The sequence below is a fragment of the Halorubrum pallidum genome (genome assembly GCF_055380345.1).
Genome location: NZ_AP043945.1, coordinates 741978 through 762193, shown reverse-complemented (window position 1 = coordinate 762193; position 20216 = coordinate 741978). Strand labels below are relative to the sequence as shown.

Sequence of the window (20216 nt, the reverse complement as noted above, 5' to 3'; positions counted from 1 at the left end):
GCGCTCACGGAGCCCGATTCAGGACCGCTCGATCCGCAGCTCTCGCTTGTCGGCCACGGCGTCGGCCTCCGGGAAGTCGCCGCCGCCGAGCAGTCCCCGCGCCGCCTTCTTTCCCCACTCGACCGCCGGCTGGGTGAACGTCGAGACGCCCGCAAGTTCGCCGTAGAGCACGCACGCGGCCTCCATGCCGTACAGCAGCTCTCCGAGACTCCGCTCGTCGACGCGGTCGATCTCGACGCGGAGGTTCGGCACGTCGGCGGCGGCGAGGCTCGCCTCCGTCGCCTCGAACTCCGCGTCGAGCAGTTCGCCGAGCGACGAGCCGCCGAGGTACGCGAGCCCGTCGAGGTCCGTCTCCGGGATCGCCGTCTCCGCCCGCTCCGTGGGTCGGACCAGCGAGACGACCTTGTCCGGCGGCCCGGCGCGGTACAGCTGAAGCTGGGAGTGCTGATCCGTCGCGCCGAGCGCGCGGGCCGGCGTCTGTCCGAGTCCGTCCTTCCCCAAGCTCTCCGCCCACAGCTGGGCGAACCACTCCGCGAACGTCTCCAGCGACTCGACGTACGGCATCACGGCGTTGGTGAGCGCACCGCGCTCGGCCAGCGCGTACGTCGTCGCACCGTAGGCGTACGCTGGCGACTCGTACAGCGAGCCCGAGAGCGCGTCCATCCCGTCTCGGCCGCCGGCGAGCACCGCCTCGATGTCGTGGCCCTGCAGCGCCGGGACGGTCAGTCCGACCGTCGAGAGCGCCGTGAACCGCCCCGGAACCCCGTCCGGAACGTCGAGCGCCGGCAGGTCGTGCTCGTCGGCGAGCGACCGGAGGTTCCCCTCTTCCCCGGTCGTGACGACGGTCCGTTCGGTCCAGTCGACGCCCGCCTCGGTCATGGCCTCGCGGACGACGAGGAAGTTCGCGAGCGTCTCGGCGGTCGTCCCCGACTTCGACACGACGTTGACTACGGTCTCCGAGAGCGGGAGGTCGGCGAGCAGCGCGTCGACGGCGTCCGGATCGACGTTGTCGAGGAAGTACGCGTCCACGTCGCTCTCCAACGCGTTCGCGATCGTCGCCGCGCCGAGCGCGCTTCCCCCAATGCCGACCGTGAGCACGGCCGCGGGGCGATCGAACCGATCCGTCACCGCCCTGATCGCCTCGGGGTCCGTCGTCTCCGGAAGCGTCAGCGCCGCGTATCCGAACTCGTCGGACTCCATACCGGCCTCGATCCGCTCGTGTGCGGCCGTGACGCGATCGTCGATCCGATCGAGCGTCTCGTCCGTGAGTCCGGGCGTCGTCTCCATCGTGTTGCCGAGGTCGACGTCCATACGTCACGTGGCGGGCGACCGCGACTTAAGCGTGGGTTTCTGCGAAGGCCAAGACACTTCCGAAAAGAGCGATCTCGAACGACCGGTCGTGTGGCCGACAGGTCCGATCGGTCGCTCGACCGGCGATCGCGATCGACTCGCGGCGGTCCGGAGAGCGCGCTACCGAACCGACGGCTACCGGGTCAGCACTCCGACCAGCCGCAGGACTCGCACGTCTTGCAGCCCTCGGAGTAATAGAGGTTCATCCCGCCGCAGTCGGGGCACTCGGGCGACTCGCCCGCCGCGATCAGCTCCTGCATCGCGTCGGTGCCCTCGTCGTCCCTCTCGGCGTTCGGCCCGTCGGGCGCGTCGGAGCCCGTCGGAACCGCGTCGTCGACCGCCGGACCGGCGTCGACCGCGCCGCCGTCGGTCTGGCTCGGCGGCTCGGCCGCGGCGTCGCTCTCGACGTCGTCGAGGCTCTGCTGTTGGGGGATCCCCTTGTCGACGTCGTCGTCGAGGTAGCGTCGGAGCGCGGTACCGATCGCGTCGGGGATCGACTGGATCTGCTCGCCTTTGTCCCACGCGACCTTCGGGCTGCGGGTACCCTGCAACTCGTCGACGATCTCCTCGGGATCGACACCCGAGCGGAGCGCCGTTGAGATGACCTTCGCGAGCGCCTCCGTGAAGGAGTTCGTGTAGCCGCCGGAGTGGCCGATGTTCGCGAACAGTTCGAACGGTCGGCCGTTCTCGTCCTCGTTGATGGTGACGTACAGCTTGCCGTAGCCGGTCTCGACGCGCTGGGTCACACCCGACAGCGAGTCGGGGCGGGGACTGCGCTCGCTGTAGTCGATCTGCGGCTGCTCGCTCGCTTCGAGCAGGTCCGCGATCTCCGTGTCGATCGCTTGCTGCACGTCCTCGTTGTCGAGGAACGCCTCGATCCCGCCGAACACCTCGCCGATCTGCTCGACGATCGTCTCGGCCGCCTCGCTCTCATCGGCGAACTCCGCGTTCTTCGCGCGGGTGGTGAGCACCTGCTTCGAGCGGGTTCCGTCGCGGTAGACGGTGACGCCCTTCCCGCCGTGGTCGTAGATGTAGCGGTACACCTCCTCCATCTCCTCGGCGGTGGCGTCGTTCGGGAAGTTACACGTCTTCGAGATGGCGGAGTCGACGCCCTGCTGGCAGGCGCACTGGACCGCCGCGTGCTGCTTACCGGAGAGGTCGCCGGTGACGACGAACAGCTCGCCGATGGCGTCCGGGACGGTATCAAGCCCGTCCACGCCGTCGAACTCGTTTTCCGCCATCTGCGCTTGGGCCTCCGATTTGACCGCGTCGACATCGACGTCGTTCTCCTCTAAGGTGCGGAGGAAGTAGTCGTCGAACTCGACGAGCATCTCGTCGCCCTGCACGTCGTCGGAGACGTTCTTGTAGTAGGCGACGTTGTAGATGGGCTCACAGCCGCCCGTCGTGTTTCCGATCATCGAGGTCGTGCCCGTGGGCGCGATGGTCGTCGTGTTGTGGTTACGGATCGGGAACCCGTCTTCCCACTCGTCGGCGTCGAGACCGGTGTAGTGTTCGAACCAGTCGCGGTGCTCGGTGGGGTTCGCGTACTTCGACTCTTCCCAGTCGTTGAACGTCCCGCGCTCCGTCGCGAGCTCGTGGGAGGTCCGCTTCGACGCGTGGTTGATGTGGGTCATCAGCTGGCGGGCGACCTCGTTGCCCTCCTCGGTGCCGTATCGAATGCCGAGCTGGATGTACAGCTGGGCGAGCCCCATGACACCCAGTCCGATCTTTCGCATGTCGCGGACCTTCTCTTCGATCTTCTCGACGGGAAAGTCCGACATCGTGACGACGTTCTCCAGGAAGCGCGTGCCGTAGTCGATGCGCTCGTCGAACTCCTCGAAGTCGATCGCCTCTTCCAAGAACGCCGACATGGCCGCCTCCTTCGAGTCGTACTCATCGGCGTGTGCCGCGGACCAGACGCGCCAGTCCGGCGCGTCCTGCGCCGCGAGCGTCGAGAGGTTGATGTGACCGAGGTTACACGCCTCGTACTCTTCGAGCGGCTGCTCGCCGCAGGGGTTCGTCGCGAGGATGCGGTGGTCTGGGTGTTCCTCGACGTCGAACGAATGCTCCTTGTTCACGCGTTCGAGGTAGATGACGCCCGGCTCGCCGTTCTCGTGGGCGCCCTCGATCATGTCGTCCCACAACTCCTGTGCGGGGATCGACAGCTCCTCGCCGACCTCGACGTGCTCGCCGAGACCGAACATGTCGTAGATCTCCTTCGTCTCCGGCGTCGCGACGTGCGGCTCCTCCGTGCGCGGGTTGGTGAAGGTGAACTCCTCGTCGTTGTACAGCGCCTCCATGAAGTCGTCTGTGACGCCGACGCTGATGTTGAAGTTCGAGAGGTGGCCCTCGACGGCGTTTCGGAGGTGCTCGGGAACTTTCCCGTCTTCGTCGATAAGCTCGCGAGCCTCCTCCAAGGCGTCCGCGAAGGAGTTGTGCGTGAAGTCGTCGGGGTCGTTCAGCCGCAGCGAGTGCGCGAGCGAGACGTCCTTGTTCTTCGAGTGGATGAACTGGATGACGTCGGGGTGCGAGACGCGCATGACGCCCATCTGCGCGCCGCGGCGCGCGCCGCCCTGCGCGATCGTCTCGCACATCTGGTCGAAGGTACGCATGAACGTGATCGGCCCGGAGGCGATGCCGCCGGTCGAGCCGACTGAGTCACCGTACGGCCGGAGCTTCCAGAACGCGTACCCCATGCCGCCGCCGGACTGGAACACCTCGGCCGCCTCCTTGGCGGTCTGGTGGATGTCCGTGATGTCGTCGCCGGGGGAATCGACGAAACACGCGGAGAGCTGCTGGAGCTCGTCGCCCGCGTTCATCAGCGTCGGCGAGTTCGGCATGAAAGAGAGCGACTCCATCCCGTCGCGGAACCGGTCCGCGGTCGCTTCGACGTGGTCGCGCACGCTCTCGGGAAGCTCGGGGACGACGGTGTCGTACGCGAACTTGTTGACGTTGTGCGCGGTGAGCGTCGTCTCCGCCTCGTCGTCAGCCGTGACGCCCGCGCCGAACACGTCCGCCGCGAGCTCGTCGCGACGCGGGTGGTCGGGCTTCAACTGATCGGGCGTGACGGTGATCTCGGCGCCCTGATTGTCGGCCTCGAAGACCGCCTCCGCGAGCGCGACGTTGCGCGCGACGCGGTCGAACAGTTCCTCGGGATCCTCGATCGCCTCGCCGTCGGCGTTCTTCCGGAGGTACCGGGCGGGCAGGATATTGTGGTAGGCGTTGGCCGTGAGCCGCTCTTCCATCGTCTCGCCCGTGGTGCGTTTGATCGGCAGTTCGAGTTCGTCGGCGGCGACGCCGTCGCTGCTCATTCGGCAGCCACCCCGATCGGTCGGTATGGGATATGAATCATCGTAGTGTTGGTGTACTGGCGAGGCGGACCCTTGTACGTTCGGATGTCCGAACCCGACAGGCTCTCAGTCGTCTATGTGTCTGATTAGTTATTCAATTCAATTCCGCGCGTCTGACGCTGGGTTCAGGTACGTCGGTACTGAATGAGTCCCCAATATATAAGCGTAGGTAGACCGAGGTGAAACTGATCTGCTGTCGAAAATATCGCCAGACAGCACCGGTATCGCACTAGAACAAAAGGGGGGTTGAGTGACCGCCACGGTCCACGCCGTCGCGGAATGAAGCCTCGTCCTACTCGCTGAGGGTGATGATCGTTCGTTTGAGAGTACCCCGTTAGATCGACATATGTATCAGAATATAACAATAAATCGTTCGACGGCGCTCCCACAAGCTTATGCCCGGCCTCGTCGTGGCCCTGAACATGACCGCGTCACTCGCCGCGTTCGCGACATCGGCACCGCTTCAGGCCGGAATCCTCGCCAGTCCGACCGGACAGCTGCTCGCCGCGCTCGTCGCCGCGGCGATCGTGATCGTCCTCGGGAAGTTCGTGTTGAAGCTCGCGTGGCGGCTGGTCACGATCGGTATCGTCGTCGTCGCCGCGGTCTACCTGCTGACGGTGCTCGGCGTCATCTGAGGCGACGACAGAACCCGCGTGATCGGCAGACAAAAATCAGCACCGCACGGCCGCGGGCCCGTCCGGCTATCGGACCGGTCCGATCACTGGAACGCCGCGCCGGGCTCGGCTTCCGTGCGGTCGACGTCCGACCGCTTGAACTGCTTTTCTATCTCCTCGTAGCGCTCCCGCGTCTCGGGAGTGACGCTCGGGTTCACTTCCTGTAAGGCGTCCTCGAAGTGCTGCATCGTCACGCGGACGTTGCCGACGGACTCGCCGACCTCCTCGCGCGAGACGCTGCCGATGAACTCCCGGGAGGCGTTCATCGACGCCTCGCGGGCGACGGCCTCGATGTCGGCGCCGACGTAGCCCTCGCTCTTCCGGGCGAGCGCGTCGAGGTCGACGTCGTCGGAAAGCGGCTTGTTCCGGGTGTGGACCTCGAATATCCGGCGGCGTGCCTCCTCGTCCGGCACGGGCACGTGCACGTGGCGATCCAGCCGACCGGGCCGAAGCAGCGCGGAGTCGATGAGATCCGGGCGGTTCGTCGTCGCGATGACGACGACATCCTCCAGCGATTCGAGCCCGTCGAGCTCCGTCAACAGCTGGGAGACGACGCGCTCGCCGACGCCGGAGTCGCCGGAGTTCGTGCCGCGCTCGGTCGCGATCGAGTCGATCTCGTCGAAGAACACGATCGTCGGCGCGTTCTCGCGGGCCTTGCTGAACACCTCGCGGACGCCCTTCTCGGACTCGCCCACGTACTTGTTCAGCAGCTCGGGCCCCTTGATCGAGATGAAGTTCGACTCGCTCTCGTTGGCGACGGCCTTCGCGAGCAGGGTCTTCCCCGTGCCCGGCGGACCGTACATCAGGACGCCCTTGGCGGCCTGCATGTCGAGTTCCTCGAACACCTCGGGGTACTCGAGCGGCCACTGGATCGTCTCGCGGAGCCGCTCTTTGGTGTCTTCCAGACCGCCGACCCGGTCCCAGGTGACGTCGGGGACCTCCACGAACACCTCGCGCAGCGCGGAGGGTTCGATCCCCTTGATCGCCTCCTTGAAGTCGTCCTCGGTGACCTGAATGGAGTTCAGCACCTCGGCGTCGATCTCGTCGCTCTCGAGATCGAGCTGCGGACGGATGCGCCGCAGCGCGTGCATCGCGGACTCCTTGGCCAGCGATTCGAGGTCGGCACCGACGAAGCCGTGCGTGTTCTCGGCGTACTCGTCCAGATCGATTCCCTCGACGAGCGGCATGTTACGCGTGTGGACCTGCAGGATCTCCTTGCGGCCGTCTCGGTCGGGGACGCCGACCTCGATCTCGCGGTCGAAGCGACCGCCGCGCCGGAGCGCGGGGTCGATGGCGTCGACGCGGTTGGTCGCGCCGATGACGACGACCTCGCCGCGCTCCTCGAGCCCGTCCATCAGCGAGAGCAGCTGGGCCACGACGCGCCGTTCCACGTCGCCGCCGGCCTCCTCGCGTTTGGGCGCGATCGAGTCGAGCTCGTCCATGAAGATGATCGACGGCGACTCCTCCGCCGCCTCCTCGAACACCTCACGGAGCTGCTCTTCGGACTCGCCGTAGTACTTCGACATGATCTCCGGCCCGGAGATGGTGTGGAAGTTCGCGTCGATCTCGTTGGCGACGGCCTTCGCGATCAGCGTCTTCCCCGTGCCCGGCGGACCGTGCAGCAGGACGCCCTTCGGCGGATCGATGCCGAGCCGCTTGAACAGCTCCGGATGCCGCATGGGCAGCTCGATCATCTCGCGGACCTGCTCTAGCTCGCCGTCGAGTCCGCCGATGTCCTCGTAGGTCACGTCGGGGCCCTCGCCGGTCCCCTCGGGACCCTCGCCGCGCTCGGCGATCTCCTCGGCTGCGACCTCCGAGATCGAGATCTCGGTGTCGTCGGTGATGACGACGGTGCCGCCGGGATGCGTCTCGGCGATCTTCATCGGTACCGCCTGCGACTGCCCGCCCATCAGGCCGAAGCCCATCGAGGTGCGGATCGTCTGTCCCTCGGTCACCGGCTGACCGGAGAGCTTGTCGCGAATGAACGGCGCGATCTGACCGCGCACGCGGAGTTGGCTCGGGAACGCGATGGTGACCGACTCCGCCCGCGAGACGTCGACCGACTCGACGGTCACGCGGTCGTCGATCCCGACGTTCGCCTCCTGACGGAGACGTCCGTCGATGCGAACGACGCCGGTTCCGTCGTCTTCGGGGTAGCCGGGCCAGACGCGGGCGATGGCGGCCCCGTCCGCGCCCTCGACGCGAACGATGTCCCCGCCGGAGAGGTCGAGTTCCTCGGCCGCGACGCGGTCGATCGCCGCGAGGCGACGACCGGCGTCCTTCTGTTTCAGCGGTCTGACGGTGAGCTTCATCGCTCGCCCTCCACCGTGATCACGCCGTTTTCGACCGAGACCGACTCGGCCGTTCCGGGCAGTTCGAACTCGGACTCGACCGGGTCTCCGGACCCCTCGATCACGACGATCGCCGTCTCGTCGACGGTGTCGACGGAGACGTTTTCCGCGTCGACGCCCAGATCGGCGGCGACGACCCACCCGTCCTCGTACTCGTACCGACGAAGCAGCGCACCGTCGCCGGTCGATTGGGTCTGTTGGTGATTCATCCTAACAACAAGTTAGGTGCTAAAGTATTTAAATCTGTCGTGTAAAATCGCATGACGTGAGTAAATGAGAACAACATCGGTGGTGTTGTGGTTCAGAGACGAGAGATAGGGGAACGGCGCGTCGGTGAGACGATTTCCGGCACGGTAGCAGGTGCGTGAGGTGCCCGGTGATGGACGCTTATTGGGTCGGCACGCGAGCGGACGGACATGGAGCGCGTCACCCACCACGGTCGCGAGACGACCTACCGGGCCTCCGGCCGCGGCGGAGAGGGCCCGACGGTCTGTTTCGTCCACGGTAGCGGCGGGACGAAGGGCGTCTGGAAGGCGCAAGCGCGGAGCGACCGATTCCGCGCCGTCGCGCTCGATCTGTCCGGCCACGGCGACAGCGACGATGTCGACACGCCGGCGGGACCGGAGACGCTCGACGCGTACGCGGACGACGTCGTCGCCGTCGCCGAAGCGACCGGCGCGACCGTCCTCTGTGGCAGTTCGCTCGGCGGAGCCGTGGCGCTTCGAGTCGCGCTCGACCGCGACTGTGCTCTCACCGGATTGGTCCTCGCGGCCACGGGCGCGAAGCTCGGTGTGACTCCCGAGCTGCTGGACGCGCTGGCGACCGACTTCGACCGGGCGATCGATCACCTCCACGAGCCCGACCGGCTCTTTCACGACGTGCCGCCGGAGTACCTCGAACTGTCCCGCGCCGGCATGCGCGAGTGCGGCCGCGAGGTCACGGCGCGCGACTTCCGGACCTGTCACGCGTTCGATGCCCGCGATCGCCTCGACGAGGTGAACGTCCCGTCGCTCGCGGTCGTGGGAGAACACGACGCGCTCACGCCACCCGCGTACCACGAGTACCTCGCCGACCGGATCGACGACTGCGAGTGCACGGTGATCGACGACGCCGCCCACCTCGCGATGCTCGAACGCCCGGCGGGGTTCAACGCGGCGCTGTCGAGGTTCCTAACAGAGGACTCTGACTCGCCGTAGCCGTCCGTGTGAGACTCACACGAGCGCAAAATCGGTCACAACGGGCAAATCGGTCAAAACAGGAAATTCGGTCACAACGGGGTACGGGCGGACGAGAGCGCCCCGCGAAGCGGCGGCCGCGGGTGACGGACCGGCGCGCTCCGCGTCCCGAAGACGATCCACACTGGACTCGGTTCGGTACCACTCGGCTGTCGATTGAGGTCGGTGCCGGTCCTGAATGTTCCCGTACTCACCTCGTGGTCTATGTTACCACCCCGCAATATATAAATTGATCGGCGATCCCGCCGATCGGGACGCACAATTCGGGCAGACGCCTAGACGACCCCGTTCCGATCACCCGCGTCCCCGGTACGCTTTCCACGCTCGGCGTCGACCGATGGCCTATGAGCACCGACGGGGGCGACACGGAGCGAGCCGACGACCGGTCGGCGAAGTCCGGCGACGGATCCGTAGACGCCGGTGACGAGACCCCAGACGCCGACGGCGGAGTATCGACGACTGGTGATGGGACACCGACGTCTGGCGACGGCGTGACGGACTCCGACGACCCGCCGGCGGATCCGTCGCACGGTCCGAGCGATCCCGACATCAACGACCTGCTCGCGAAGCTCGACGCCCTGAGCGACACCGTCGACGAGGGGCACGAGCGCGAGAAGGTGCGACAGACCATCTCGCTCGTCGAACGAATGCCGGGAAGCGCGGCGTTCACCACGCGGATCACCAAGTACACCTCGCGAGACATGGCGGAGGCGTTCGTCGGGGCGGTCCTCTTCTCGCTGCCGCTTCTCGTCGAGGGCGGCGTCTTCGAGATCGCGGTGTGGTTCGCCGCGACCACGCCGGGAGGAGTTCCTGTCTTTCTGATCGCCCACGTCGGGTTCGTCCTGGTTATGACCGCCGGGCTGCTCTACTTCGCCGATTTCCGACACATCGAGGTCAGACACCCGATTCTCGGCGTTATCCCGCGCCGGTACGCGGGCATCCTGCTCGTCTCGCTCGTGACGTCCGTGTTCATGCTGTTCCTCTGGGGACGGCTCCACGAGGGGGGGCCGACCGCGATCGAGCAGGTGGGCCGGGTGGCAATCGTCTGGGCGGCCGCCGCCTTCGGTGCGAGTCTCGGCGACATCCTCCCGGGCGAATCACAGGGAGAGGACATCTACGACATCGATATCGACTTCGACCGCGACGACGAGCGACGGGACTGACCGACGCATCGCGCCGTCCGCGCCACGCGGCTGCGCCGTCAACGCCGTCAGACCGATCCGCCCTTTCCACACCTTTTTCGCCGCGGCGACCCTACGACTGTCCATGTCAGCGTTACGCGACGCGCTCCGGGACCTCCCGGACGCGGTGTTTGCGGACCTGCTCGAATCCGACGACGGGTACGTCCTCGTCGTCGACCTCCCGGGCGCGACCGCGGAGACGACCGAGGTTCTCGCAGAAGACGGGCGGCTCGTCATCGAGGGACGCCGAGAGAAGGGCGTTCCCGACGGGTTCCGCTACGTGCGCGAGGAGCGTCCGTTGTTCCTCGACGCCGAGTTACCGCTCCCTCCGGACGCAGACGAGAGCGGTGCAGACGCCGAGATGGACCGCGGCGTTCTCGAAGTCACCGTCCCCAAGCGGGCCGGCGACGCCGCCCGCACGATTCCGATCGACGAGGGGGACGAGGGCGGTGCGGACAGTGACGCCTGACGGGTGGTGACGCTGGTCAACCTTCGTGCATACTGGCGGTTCGTCGTGGTCCTGCGGCGGTTCTCGCCGCTGATCGTCGCCTACTGGCGGGACCGGAAACGGTACTTCCTGTTCGGCGGGAGCCGCGAGGTCGACACGGAGACCCAACGCGAGCGCGCGGCGGTCCTCCTCGATATCCTGCTCACGCTCGGCCCGACGTTCATCAAACTCGGTCAGTTGCTCTCGACGCGGCCGGACATCCTCCCGCCCGCGTACATCGAGGTGTTAGAGGACCTCCAAGACGACGTGCCTCCCGCTCCGTGGGAGGAGTCGCGGACCGTGCTCGAAGGCGAACTCGGCCCCGTGGACGACGTTTTCGACGATTTCGACCGGGAGTCGATAAGCGGTGCGAGCCTCGGTCAGGTGTACACGGCCCGGTACGACGGCGACCCGGTCGCGGTGAAGGTCCGACGCCCGGGGATCGAGTCGCTCGTCGAGGCGGACCTCCGGACCATCCGCTGGCTGATCCCGCTCGTCAAGCAGTTCACCGGGAGCGGACGGGCGTTCTCCCTGGAGAACCTCGCCGACGAGTTCGCGAAGACGATCCGCGAGGAGATGGACTACGACCGCGAGCGGACCATGCTCGAACAGATCCGCGCCAATTTCACAGACGAAGAGCGGATCCGGATCCCGCGGGCCTACGAGGCGGTCTCGGGACCGCGCGTGCTCACCATGGAGTACATCCCGGGAACGAAGATCAGCGACATCGACGCGCTCGACGAGGCGGGGTTCGACCGGAACGCCATCGCGGAGACGCTTCAGAAGGTGTACCTCCAGATGATCATCGAAGACGGGATGTTCCACGCCGACCCCCACCCCGGAAACCTCGCCGTCGACGACGACGGCGCGGTGATATTCTACGACTTCGGGATGGCGGGGAGCGTCGACCCGTTCATTCAGGAGAAGATCGTCGACTTCTACGTCGCGGTCGCGCGCCAGGACATCGACGCAATCTTGGACACGCTGATCGCGATGGGGACGCTGTCGCCGGAGGCCGACCGCGAGGTGATGGGGAACGTGATGGAACTCGCCATCGCGGACGCCAGCGGCGAGGACATCGAGCAGTACCAGGTGAATCAGATCATCGAGCAAGTGGAGTCGACGATCTACGAGTTCCCGCTGCGGCTCCCGCCGAACCTCGCGCTCGTGTTGCGGGTCGCGACCTTCGTGGAGGGCGTCTGTGTCACGCTCGACCCCGAGTTCGACTTCATCTCGACGGCGACCGAGTACCTCAGAGACGAGGGGTACTACGAACGGACCGCTCGGAACCTGGCCGAGGAGGCGGGACAGCAGGCACAACGGACCGCCGAGGCGCTGTTCACCGTCCCGCCGAAGGCCGACGACTTCTTCGATCGGGTGAACCGCGGCGACCTCCACGTCGACGTCACGATCGAGGACGACTCGAACGTCCTCGACAAACTCGCGATGCGGATCGCCTACTCCGTGCTGCTCGCGGTCGGCGTGCTCTCGGCGACGATCCTCTACTCGTTTGCCGAGGAGTGGCGTCTCGCGGCGATCGTCCTCGTGTTGGCCGCGCCGCTCGCGGTCGCGCTCTACCGGTCGTTCCGAAAGAAGCGCGGGATCCGCGCACGACCGCAGTTCACCCGACAGGGGATGAAAAAGCGTCGCGAGGACTGAACCGACGAACCCGTTCTCGCGAGGACTGAACCGACGAACCCGTTCGGGTCCGACCGGTTCCGTCACGTCGTGACCACTTGGATCGGCACGAGGAGGAAACAGAGCGCGCCGATCGCGAACGTCGCGACCCCGACGGCGAGACGCGGCCAGCCGATCCGCGCCTCGTCGGTCGGGTTCGCCGGTCCGTTGAACGCGATCACGAGCGAGAACACGCCCCAGAAGGCCCACAGCCCGACCGACTGATCGATCCCGAAGCCGCGCCAGAAGTAGAGGTACGCGGCGACGGCGAACAGCGCGGCGGGCACGAGCGACGCGATCGTCTCCTGTCGCGGGCCGACCATCGCGCGAACCATATGTCCGCCGTCGAGTTGACCGACGGGAAGGAGGTTCAACAACGTGAAGAACATTCCGACCCAGCCTCCGATCACCACCGGATGCGCCGTCAGGCCCGGCTCCTCGTACGACGTCGGCTGACCGAGGAGGTCGGCGATGATCGACAGAAGCGGCGGGTTGTTGAACTGGATGACGGTGCCCGAGGCGTCGGCGACCGTCGCGGGGACCCGGATCGGATCGAGCGAGAGCCCGATCACGGTGACGACGACCGTGGCGACGAGACCCGCGATCGGTCCGGCAACGCCGATGTCGAACAGCGCCTTCCGCGAGGGCATCCGTCCGCGCATTCGGATCACTGCACCCAGCGTACCGAACGGGAACACGAACGGGATGACGTACGGCAGCGAGACGTCGACGTCGTGATACCGTCCAGCGGCGTAATGACCCAGCTCGTGGGTCATCAGGACGCCGAGTACCGCGGCCGTGAAGGGCCACGCCTGCAGGACGGTCAGGGGGTTCGCGGTGATCTCCGTCCACCCGACGTAGAACCACCCGTACGCCCCGACGAAGAGCGTCGACAAGACGGTCGCGACGAACAGCGCGAGGTTGATCCACGGGACCCCCTCGCGGCCGCGGCCGAACGGCGTCGCGACGACGACCTGCCGGCCGTTCGCCGATTCGACGCTGACGTCGTAACCGGCCTCGCGAAACGGTGGAACCAGCTTCCGCGCCAGCGTCCGCTCCGGGATGTACGACTCGCCCACGTACCGAACGCGACCGTCGTCCCGGTGGACCTCGTCGACCCGGAAGAACGTCCGCAGCGGCTCCGGACGCGGCGCGTCGGTCGTCGCCGACATCCCCCCGTCCTCGTGCTCTGGCATCGTCCGTCGTAACTGGTCGTCCAGTATAAACCCCGCGTCGGACAGCGGTCGCTTGACGGACAGCAGTCGAGACGCGGACGTAGCGACCACTGGAAGACGCGGCACCGCCCGTCTTCACGCTATCCGGTAGGCGGGTGGAAAGAAAGGGTAGGAGGAACGAGGCGGGGACGCGCGTGAGCGCGCTGTCGTTGACTTGCGGGCCGGCCGGTCCGCGGGTCCGCGGCGGTCCACCGGGTTCACTCGACGGCGACCGGTCGCATTACGCCGGCTCGATCCGCCACGTAGTCGCGCCCGTGTACGACCACTTCTCGACGGTGAGTTCGGTGGCCGAGTCGCGGAGCTTCACCATCAGCGCGCCGATCTCCTTCGGCGAGAGATCGACGTCGTCGGCGATGAACTTCCCCTTGAAGTACATCTCGCCCTCTTCGGCGCGATCGAGCAGGTACTGTTTCAGCCGCTCTTCCTTGCTGCGGTCGTCGGTCGTCGCGGTCGTGGACGGGTTTGCAGTCGCGCTCATAGTACATCCCCTGCTTGTCCCCGGATGATGTTATAAAGGGGAGACCGTTAGACGGTGTTCAGTAGCTTTCATGGCGTTTTATTGGATCGGGGCGATCTAAAACGTGTCTGACGGATCGTTCACAACGCCCTCAGATACACGTAGAAATTTTATACACCGATTAGAGAGCGTTTCTGTGGTTCCCTGAGTGAGACAATTCTGTTCGTTCTTCACCAACAGAATTGGAGAGTAGCGGAACGAATATCCGCAATCTGGCCGGAGCCGTCCTCGCTCGCGCGGGGTAGTGTCGATTATTACATGTGAATTAGTCCGAACAGATTGCACGAATCGGGCGGAGTCGACTTCCGATCACTCGCGCTGGTGAACCCAGAACTCCTCGGCTTCGGTGGTCTCTTTTTTGAATATCGGGACCTCGTCTTTGAGGCGATCGATACCGTCTTCGACGGCGCGAAACGCCTCCCGACGGTGCCCCGCGAGCACGACGACGAACACGATGTCTTCGCCCGCCTCGATCACGCCCGTTCGGTGGTGCATTCGGACGTCGAAGACGCCCTCGCGCGCGGTCAGTTCCGCGGCGATGGTGTCCATCCGCTCGTCCGCAACGCCCTCGTACTTCTCGAAGGCGAGGTGAGTCGTGCGGTCGTCCTCGGACCCGTCGCGCGCTCGCACCCGACCGGTGAATGTCGCGATCGCCCCCGAGCGGTCGGCTGACGCCGACGACTTCGCCCGGTGCACGAGCGTCTCGCGGGTGATCCACGGCTCCGCATCGGCGAGGTCAGCGACGAGGCGGTCGAGGTCGATGTCGTCCGCCGACGGTGCGGCGGCGAGGACTCGTCCCGGCGCATCGTCCGAGTCGATGTCGTCTCCGAGCAGAACCACGGGCACGCGCAGCCGCGACTCGCCGAGCGCGACGAGGTGATCGTGGGCCGGCGCGAGGCCGTCGAGCAGGTCGTCGAGCCCGTCGGCGCGCCCGGATCCCGACCACGATCCGTCCGCCGCGAGCGTGAACTCGGTGTCCGCGCCGAGTTCCGTCCGTATCTCAGTCGCGCTCCGAGCGTCGACGACGGCCACCCGCCCGTCGAGCCGATCGACGAGGGACTCGGCGAGGACCGGTGCGTCGGGACCGAGGATCGATATCGGCTGCATACTCGACGGCGGGGTGCGAGCGGCTTAGGCGTTTCCCGGCGGCCGGCCGCGTCCGGGCTTGATAATCCTTAAGACCGCGACAGGGGTATTCGACGGTAATGAGAGTCGTCGTTTCTGTCGGCGGGAGCGTGCTCGCGCCCGATCTCGCCTCAGGCCGAGTAGCCGCGTACGCCGACGCGATCGAGCGACTGGTCGCCAGCGGCCACGAAGTCGGCGTCGTCGTCGGCGGCGGCGGGATCGCGCGCGAGTACATCGAGACGGCACGCGACCTCGGCGCGAATGAGGTCGAACTCGACCAGTTCGGCATCGGGACGACCCGGCTCAACGCCCGGCTGTTGATCGCCGCGCTCGGGGAGACCGCGGCCGTCTCGCCCGCGACCGAGTACGACGAGGCCGCGGCCGGACTCCGACGCGGAGAGGTGTCAGTGATGGGCGGGATGACGCCCGGACAGACCACCGACGCCGTCGCCGCCGCGTTCGCCGAGTCCGTCGACGCCGACCTGCTCGTGTACGCGACGAGCGCCGACGGCGTGTACGACGCCGATCCCAACGTCGACCCCGACGCGACGCAGTTCGCCGAGATGTCGCCCGCGGAACTCGTCGAGGTCGTCCTCCCGATGAGTCGCGACGCCGGTGCCTCGGCCCCCGTCGACCTGCTCGCCGCGAAGCTCATCGACCGCGCGGGGATGCGCGCGATCGTCCTCGACGGCACCGATCCGAGCGCCGTCGTCGACGCCGTCGTCTCCGGCAACCACACCGGCACCGACGTGACCCCGGTCGACGACGACCGGACCGATCGGGAGAACGCCGCCGAGCAATCATGACCGGCGACGCCACAGACGAGCACGGCGACTCTCCGCACATCCTCTCGGACCGCCCGACGGTCAGCGGTGACGACGAGGACGCACTCGGCGGCGACGGGGCCGCCGGAGACGACGGCTTTCGCGCGTTCTGGGCCGACGTCGTCGCCGACGCGATCGAGGCGCGCGGCGTCGACGATCCGGTCGTGATCAAGGGCGGTGTCTCCCCCTCGGGCGTGGCCCATCTCGGGAATTTCAACGAGATCATGCGCGGCTACTTCGTCGCCGAGGTGCTCCGCGACCGCGGCCACGAGGTCAGACAGGTGTTCACCTCGGACGACAAGGACCCGCTCCGGAAGATTCCGCGGAAGCTGGCGAACGCCGACGGCGAGATCGTCGGACTCGGCGAGGTCGACGCCAGTGCGCTCGGGCGGAACCTCGGCAAGCCGTACACCGCGATCCCGGACCCGTTCGGCGAGCGCGAGTCGTACGCGGCCCACTTCGCGGCCCTCCTGAAGGCCGACGCCGACCGCCTCGATGTCCCCGTGGAGATGGTCTCGAACACCGACCTGTACGCGAACGGCGACTTCGACGAGGTGACTCGGACGGTTCTCGGCGATCTCGATCGCGTCCGCGAGGTGCTCTCGCAGTACCAGGACAAGGTCGACGGCGAGTACGTCCCGTTCAACCCCATCTGTGCGGAGTGCGGCAAGGTCACGGAGACGGTGACTGCGGTCGATCTCGACACGGAGACGGTCGAGTACGTCTGCACGGACATGACGGTCGGCGACGAGACGATCGAGGGCTGCGGCCACGAGGGAACGGCGACGTTCCGCGAGGGGAAACTCCCGTGGCGGCTGGAGTGGCCCGGACAGTGGGAGGTTCTGGAAGTCGACTTCGAACCGTTCGGGAAGGACCACGCAGAGGGGTCGTGGCCGTCCGGCATCGACGTCGCCCGCAACGTCCTCGGGATCGACCCCCCGGTGCCGATGGTGTACGAGTGGTTCACTCTCAACGGGAAGCCGCTCTCCTCGTCGTCGGGAAACATCGTCACGGTCCCCGAGCTACTGGAACTGCTCGAACCCGAGGTGCTGCGGTACTTCTTCGCGCTCCACCCGAAGAAGGCCCGCGACCTCGACATCGAACGGCTCGATCAGCTCGTCGATCGCTTCGACCGGTTCGAGCGCGCGTATTTCGGCGAGATCGACGACGAGGACCTGACCGCCTTCGCCGAGCGCGCGTACCCGTTCGTCGTCGGCCAGACCGAGGACCCGCCGACGGAGAAGCCGATCCGGCTCCCCTACACGTTCGCGGCCGTCCTCGGCATGGTCGACGACCCGGCGTTCCGCGAGCGGCTCGCCCGCGACGAGAGACACATTCCCGAAAACGCGAGCAGCGAGGCGGTCGACGCTGCTCTCGCCCGCGTCGAGAGGGCGAGATCCTGGGCGGAACGGACGGAAAACGAGTACGACTACCGGCTTCAGACCGCGCTTCCGGACGTCGACTTCGATGACGACGTGGCGGCCGCGCTCGATGAACTCGCCGACTTCGTCGCCGACGGTCACGACGGCGAGGCGATACAGAGCGAGATGTACGAGACGGCTCGCGACCACGACGTCGAAGTCAGCGACTTCTTTTCGGCCGGCTACCGGCTCTTCTTCGACGACACGCAGGGTCCCCGGCTCGGCGAGTTCCTCGGCGAACTGGAACGCGAGTACGTGGTACGGCGGCTCCGCCGGGAGGCGTAGATGGTCACGGATCGATCGCTCGACGATTTTTCGGGCGACGCGGACGCCGATCGGGACGACGGAGACGGCGATCAGGGGAACGCGGGCGCGGAGCCCGAAAGTGGTGATCAGACCGATGCGAACGCTGCGGCGGACGAGGCAGTCACCGCGACTGCGGCGTGGACTACCGACGGCGCCGACTGCGACCGCTGCGGGGAGTCGGTGTCACGTCGCTGGCGCGACGGCGACGCCCTCGTCTGTGCCGGCTGTATGTCGTGGGAACGGTAGGTCTCCCGTGCCGCGCGCGGTCCTCACCGAGTAGTCGTGACTCGGTGGCGACGAAGTCGGCCTGTCGCGTCAGCTACTCACCGTCGACGATCACTTCGACGGGACCGTCGTCAGCCGATTCGGCCGAATCTCCCCCGTCGCTGCCGTCGGTCGCGCTCTGTGCTTGCTGGTAGTAGAGGCCGCCGGCGACCGCGAGGACGACCCACGACCGCCAGTTCGCGAGGTTGAGGGTGTATCCGATGCCGAACGGCTTCTCGACAAGCATCCCCTTGTCTGGCTGCCAGTACGACGAGAGGAGGCGACCGAGACTCGGCCGGTCGAAGTTGTACGGGATTCCGAGAATCTCACCCGAAGACGGTTTGTCTGCCATACCGGTAGGTCGCTCGCCGGACATATAAATCGTGGCGCAACCACCGCTCGGCCGCGGCGGACCTCGGAGACGTGTGTCTCCTGCTCATCGAGACTCCAGACCACCGCGTATCCCGCTCACTGGTACCGGCCGCGTCCCTCGACCTCACGAAGTCGGTCGAGGACGGTCCGGTCGCCGACCGCGGCGTAGCCCGCCTCGAACGCGTCGATCAGCGCGTCCGGATCGGTCGCAGTCGCCCGGACCGACCCCTCGAAGACGTGGAGATCCATCGCGTGATCCTCGACGTGACCGGTGTGATACCCGAGACCGAAATCGATGAGCGCGGTCCGTGCAGCCGCACCCGACGGTCCGGACCCGTCGTCTCTCGACTCGGGATCCTCTCCGTCCGATCCGCCGGCGATCCGGACGTTCCGGGTCGTGGGATCGCCGTGGACGATCCCGGCCCCGTGGAGCGTCGCGAGGTGGCGGCCCGTCCCGCGGACCCACGCCTCGCCGTCGTCGAGGGCGGCCGCGAGGTCGCGGTCGCCGACGTACTGGAGCGTCAGCGTCGCGTTCGCCACGTCGACGTCGTACACGAGAGGAGTCGGGACGCCGGCGCGGCGCGCCTCGCTCGTGAGCCGCGCCTCTGCGACGGTCCGATCGCGCCGGATCGAGCGATCCAGTTCCGGGTGTCGGTACCGCTTCGGAACCCGGCGCTTGATCACGCGACCGTCCCCGTCGCCGGTCTGGATGTCGACGACCGCCTCCGCTCCGCGGTCGGAATCGCGGCCGTCGGACTCGGGGTCGGTTCCCGGCCGGGCCGTCTCCGAGCGACGCGTCACCGCGCCGACCGCGACCGATTCGGAGCCGTCTCGCCACGTGACGGGCACCCGATCCGGCCGGAAGTTCGGATCGACGGCCGACTCGGCGATCGCCACGGTGTCGCCCGCTCGCGCCATCTTCGCGCCAAGGACGGCGATCATCCCGGCGTTATCGCGGAGAAACCGCGGCTCGGGCGCGTGAAAATCGGCTCCCCTGTCGGCACACATCGTCGCGAGCATCTCCCGCAGCCGCTCGTTCTGAGCGACGCCCCCGCCGAGGACGAGTTCGGTCGCACCGGTCAGCGACAGCGCCCGCTCGGCGACCTCGGCGAGCATCGCGAACACGTGTTCTTGGAGCGAAAAGCAGATCGCCTCCACCGGTACCCCGTCGTCGTACGCATCGTTGGCCGCGGAGCTGATCCCGGAAAACGAGAAGTCCATCCCCTTGACGACGTAGGGGAGATCGAGAAGATCCTGGGAGTCGCCGTCCGAGTGCTCCGCCGCGAACTCGGCGGCCGCGGCCTCGACTTTCGGCCCACCGGGATGGTCCCATCCGACGTGACGTGTGAACTTGTCGATCGCGTTGCCGACGCCGGCGTCCATCGTCTCTCCGAGCACGCGGTAGCGACCGTCGTGGTAGCCGAGGAGGTGCGCGTTCGCACCGGAGGCGTTCAGACACACCGGGCTGTCGAACCCGGAGCGGTGTCGACCGATCTCCAGGTGTGCCACCATGTGGTTCACCCCAACGAGCGGAACGTCGAGCGCGCCCGCGAGCGCTCGCGCCGCGGTGCCAACCGTGCGGAGGCAGGGGCCGAGTCCGGGACCGCGAGAGAAGGCGACGGCGTCGATCGCGTCCGGACCGTGCTCGTCTTCGGCCGCGGTCAACATCGCGTCGACGACTGCGGGGATCGCCTCCGACATGTGTTCGGCGGCTTCACGCGGGTGAATGCCGCCGCTGTCCGGCTCGTAGGGATCCGATTCGATGAGAACGGCGTCGGTCTCGGTGTCGTACAGCGCGGCGCTCGCACACCACGCGGTTCCCTCGATACCGAGAACGCGCATTCGGC

At 67.0% G+C, this 20216-nt stretch carries 17 protein-coding genes; 8 read left to right on the top strand and 9 right to left on the bottom strand.

Annotation, left to right across the window (positions count from 1 at the left end; genetic code table 11):
• Positions 1–18: 18 nt before the first annotated feature.
• Together ACZ45C_RS05535 and ACZ45C_RS05530 are read right to left on the bottom strand one after the other, a co-directional pair.
• Positions 19–1311 (bottom strand): glucose-6-phosphate isomerase, encoded by a 1293-nt coding sequence (locus ACZ45C_RS05535; protein WP_460560368.1) that lies wholly within the window; start codon positions 1309–1311, stop codon positions 19–21.
• Between the two features lie 182 nt (positions 1312–1493).
• Positions 1494–4661: an adenosylcobalamin-dependent ribonucleoside-diphosphate reductase gene (locus ACZ45C_RS05530; protein WP_460560370.1), complete on the bottom strand. Its 3168-nt coding sequence runs from the start codon at positions 4659–4661 to the stop codon at positions 1494–1496.
• A gap of 434 nt (positions 4662–5095) precedes the next feature.
• Here ACZ45C_RS05530 and ACZ45C_RS05525 point away from each other — a divergent pair, with 434 nt between their 5' ends.
• Complete coding sequence (locus tag ACZ45C_RS05525) at positions 5096–5335, top strand: hypothetical protein (protein ID WP_460560372.1); 240 nt, start codon at positions 5096–5098, stop codon at positions 5333–5335.
• Positions 5336–5418: 83 nt separating this feature from the next.
• Here ACZ45C_RS05525 and ACZ45C_RS05520 read toward each other — a convergent pair whose 3' ends face one another.
• Complete coding sequence (locus ACZ45C_RS05520; protein WP_460560374.1) at positions 5419–7686, bottom strand: CDC48 family AAA ATPase; 2268 nt, start codon at positions 7684–7686, stop codon at positions 5419–5421.
• Positions 7683–7934, bottom strand: coding sequence for a DUF7127 family protein (locus ACZ45C_RS05515; RefSeq protein WP_460560376.1), 252 nt, complete (start codon positions 7932–7934; stop codon positions 7683–7685). Before ACZ45C_RS05515 ends, ACZ45C_RS05520 begins: the two co-directional genes overlap by 4 nt.
• A gap of 207 nt (positions 7935–8141) precedes the next feature.
• Here ACZ45C_RS05515 and ACZ45C_RS05510 point away from each other — a divergent pair, with 207 nt between their 5' ends.
• From ACZ45C_RS05510 to ACZ45C_RS05495, 4 genes are all read left to right on the top strand, one after another.
• Positions 8142–8921 carry an alpha/beta fold hydrolase gene (locus ACZ45C_RS05510; protein ID WP_460560378.1) on the top strand — a complete coding sequence of 260 codons (780 nt, stop codon included), beginning with the start codon at positions 8142–8144 and terminating at the stop codon, positions 8919–8921.
• Between the two features lie 530 nt (positions 8922–9451).
• Positions 9452–10123, top strand: a complete 672-nt coding sequence (locus ACZ45C_RS05505) for a DUF2391 family protein (RefSeq protein ID WP_460560683.1) — start codon at positions 9452–9454, stop codon at positions 10121–10123.
• 103 nt (positions 10124–10226) lie between these two features.
• A complete protein-coding gene (locus tag ACZ45C_RS05500; protein ID WP_460560380.1) occupies positions 10227–10610 on the top strand; it encodes an Hsp20/alpha crystallin family protein in 384 nt (127 codons plus the stop codon).
• A gap of 3 nt (positions 10611–10613) precedes the next feature.
• The gene (locus ACZ45C_RS05495; RefSeq protein WP_460560382.1) at positions 10614–12287 is read left to right on the top strand and encodes an ABC1 kinase family protein; all 1674 of its coding nucleotides are present in this window, start codon (positions 10614–10616) and stop codon (positions 12285–12287) included.
• A gap of 62 nt (positions 12288–12349) precedes the next feature.
• On the opposite strand, the gene ACZ45C_RS05490 is transcribed toward ACZ45C_RS05495, so the two are convergent.
• The 3 genes from ACZ45C_RS05490 to ACZ45C_RS05480 form a co-directional block, all read right to left on the bottom strand.
• Positions 12350–13501, bottom strand: coding sequence for a site-2 protease family protein (locus tag ACZ45C_RS05490; protein ID WP_460560384.1), 1152 nt, complete (start codon positions 13499–13501; stop codon positions 12350–12352).
• A gap of 259 nt (positions 13502–13760) precedes the next feature.
• A complete protein-coding gene (locus tag ACZ45C_RS05485; protein ID WP_460560386.1) occupies positions 13761–14018 on the bottom strand; it encodes a DUF7123 family protein in 258 nt (85 codons plus the stop codon).
• A 348-nt stretch (positions 14019–14366) separates the two neighbouring features.
• Positions 14367–15164: a molybdopterin synthase gene (locus ACZ45C_RS05480; protein WP_460560388.1), complete on the bottom strand. Its 798-nt coding sequence runs from the start codon at positions 15162–15164 to the stop codon at positions 14367–14369.
• A gap of 98 nt (positions 15165–15262) precedes the next feature.
• Here ACZ45C_RS05480 and pyrH point away from each other — a divergent pair, with 98 nt between their 5' ends.
• The 3 genes from pyrH to ACZ45C_RS05465 are packed head-to-tail and all read left to right on the top strand — an operon-like array spanning position 15263 to position 17979.
• The gene (gene pyrH / locus ACZ45C_RS05475) at positions 15263–15988 is read left to right on the top strand and encodes a UMP kinase (RefSeq protein WP_460560390.1); all 726 of its coding nucleotides are present in this window, start codon (positions 15263–15265) and stop codon (positions 15986–15988) included.
• Complete coding sequence (gene lysS, locus ACZ45C_RS05470; RefSeq protein ID WP_460560392.1) at positions 15985–17712, top strand: lysine--tRNA ligase; 1728 nt, start codon at positions 15985–15987, stop codon at positions 17710–17712. The genes pyrH and lysS overlap by 4 nt, the downstream gene beginning before the upstream one ends.
• Positions 17713–17979 (top strand): DUF7573 domain-containing protein, encoded by a 267-nt coding sequence (locus tag ACZ45C_RS05465; RefSeq protein WP_460560394.1) that lies wholly within the window; start codon positions 17713–17715, stop codon positions 17977–17979.
• Positions 17980–18052: 73 nt separating this feature from the next.
• On the opposite strand, the gene ACZ45C_RS05460 is transcribed toward ACZ45C_RS05465, so the two are convergent.
• Both ACZ45C_RS05460 and ACZ45C_RS05455 read right to left on the bottom strand, forming a co-directional pair.
• Positions 18053–18349: a DUF5808 domain-containing protein gene (locus ACZ45C_RS05460; protein WP_460560396.1), complete on the bottom strand. Its 297-nt coding sequence runs from the start codon at positions 18347–18349 to the stop codon at positions 18053–18055.
• A 116-nt stretch (positions 18350–18465) separates the two neighbouring features.
• Positions 18466–20211, bottom strand: coding sequence for a bifunctional N(6)-L-threonylcarbamoyladenine synthase/serine/threonine protein kinase (locus ACZ45C_RS05455; protein WP_460560398.1), 1746 nt, complete (start codon positions 20209–20211; stop codon positions 18466–18468).
• Positions 20212–20216 lie beyond the last annotated feature (5 nt).

What these genes read in the sequence shown, in the direction of transcription:
- ACZ45C_RS05490 (WP_460560384.1), bottom strand. Translation starts at nt 13,501, where the DNA reads ATGCCAGAGCACGAGGACGGGGGGATGTCGGCGACGACCGACGCGCCG.
- ACZ45C_RS05530 (WP_460560370.1), bottom strand. Translation starts at nt 4,661, where the DNA reads ATGAGCAGCGACGGCGTCGCCGCCGACGAACTCGAACTGCCGATCAAA.
- ACZ45C_RS05455 (WP_460560398.1), bottom strand. Translation starts at nt 20,211, where the DNA reads ATGCGCGTTCTCGGTATCGAGGGAACCGCGTGGTGTGCGAGCGCCGCG.
- ACZ45C_RS05525 (WP_460560372.1), top strand. Translation starts at nt 5,096, where the DNA reads ATGCCCGGCCTCGTCGTGGCCCTGAACATGACCGCGTCACTCGCCGCG.
- ACZ45C_RS05520 (WP_460560374.1), bottom strand. Translation starts at nt 7,686, where the DNA reads ATGAAGCTCACCGTCAGACCGCTGAAACAGAAGGACGCCGGTCGTCGC.
- ACZ45C_RS05485 (WP_460560386.1), bottom strand. Translation starts at nt 14,018, where the DNA reads ATGAGCGCGACTGCAAACCCGTCCACGACCGCGACGACCGACGACCGC.
- lysS (WP_460560392.1), top strand. Translation starts at nt 15,985, where the DNA reads ATGACCGGCGACGCCACAGACGAGCACGGCGACTCTCCGCACATCCTC.
- ACZ45C_RS05535 (WP_460560368.1), bottom strand. Translation starts at nt 1,311, where the DNA reads ATGGACGTCGACCTCGGCAACACGATGGAGACGACGCCCGGACTCACG.
- ACZ45C_RS05460 (WP_460560396.1), bottom strand. Translation starts at nt 18,349, where the DNA reads ATGGCAGACAAACCGTCTTCGGGTGAGATTCTCGGAATCCCGTACAAC.
- ACZ45C_RS05515 (WP_460560376.1), bottom strand. Translation starts at nt 7,934, where the DNA reads ATGAATCACCAACAGACCCAATCGACCGGCGACGGTGCGCTGCTTCGT.
- pyrH (WP_460560390.1), top strand. Translation starts at nt 15,263, where the DNA reads ATGAGAGTCGTCGTTTCTGTCGGCGGGAGCGTGCTCGCGCCCGATCTC.
- ACZ45C_RS05465 (WP_460560394.1), top strand. Translation starts at nt 17,713, where the DNA reads ATGGTCACGGATCGATCGCTCGACGATTTTTCGGGCGACGCGGACGCC.
- ACZ45C_RS05480 (WP_460560388.1), bottom strand. Translation starts at nt 15,164, where the DNA reads ATGCAGCCGATATCGATCCTCGGTCCCGACGCACCGGTCCTCGCCGAG.
- ACZ45C_RS05500 (WP_460560380.1), top strand. Translation starts at nt 10,227, where the DNA reads ATGTCAGCGTTACGCGACGCGCTCCGGGACCTCCCGGACGCGGTGTTT.
- ACZ45C_RS05510 (WP_460560378.1), top strand. Translation starts at nt 8,142, where the DNA reads ATGGAGCGCGTCACCCACCACGGTCGCGAGACGACCTACCGGGCCTCC.